This is a genomic window from Chitinimonas sp. BJB300 (genome assembly GCF_002735695.1).
Lineage (GTDB): Bacteria > Pseudomonadota > Gammaproteobacteria > Burkholderiales > Chitinimonadaceae > Chitinimonas.
On the sequence record NZ_PDZH01000369.1, the window covers coordinates 1 to 552 of the forward strand.

At 56.3% G+C, this 552-nt stretch carries 1 protein-coding gene and 1 pseudogene; both read left to right on the forward strand.

The window, feature by feature from the left end:
* Positions 1-360 (forward strand): annotated as a pseudogene (locus CSQ89_RS22805) (IS21 family transposase); the annotation flags it as partial.
* Positions 350-552, forward strand: a 203-nt coding sequence (locus tag CSQ89_RS21900; protein WP_222103463.1) for an ATP-binding protein, incomplete at its 3' end; no start/stop codon positions are given. The pseudogene CSQ89_RS22805 and the gene CSQ89_RS21900, both read left to right, overlap by 11 nt.

The following is a 552-nucleotide window of genomic DNA, read 5'->3' on the forward strand; positions in this document are numbered from 1 at the left end:
ATATTGGAGAAGAAACCAGGCGCACTGCGCAATGGCGCACCATTCCGTGAATGGGATTTGCCGACAGCCATTCAGGTGGTGCGTGATCGTCTCTTGAAGCAACCCAAAGGAGATCGAGCCTTCGTGGAGCTGTTGCTCATGGCACGAGAGGTTGGGCTGGAACCTTTGGAGGTGGCCTGTGAACTGGCATTGGAGTGCGGCGTAATCACCGCAGCGGTCGTAATGAACGAACTGCGCCGACTAACCGCACCTGTGCAACCGATGGCGCTGAGTTTGCCTGAACAGTTAAAGCTACGCGTCGAGCCGATCGCTGATTGCCATCGTTACGATCATTTGCGAGGGGAGCACTATGTCCATTGACCGGCTCACCCAACTCAATGCGCTTCATTTGTATGGCATGGCAGCAGCGTGGGGAGAATTGCGGGCCGAAGGTCCACGCCAACCCATGCAGCCAGAAGCTTGGCTTGATCGGCTGATTGAAGCTGAATTGGCGGATAGGCAAGCACGCAGCTTGCGTTATCAGCTCAAGGCGGCGCGTTTCCCCATTCACCG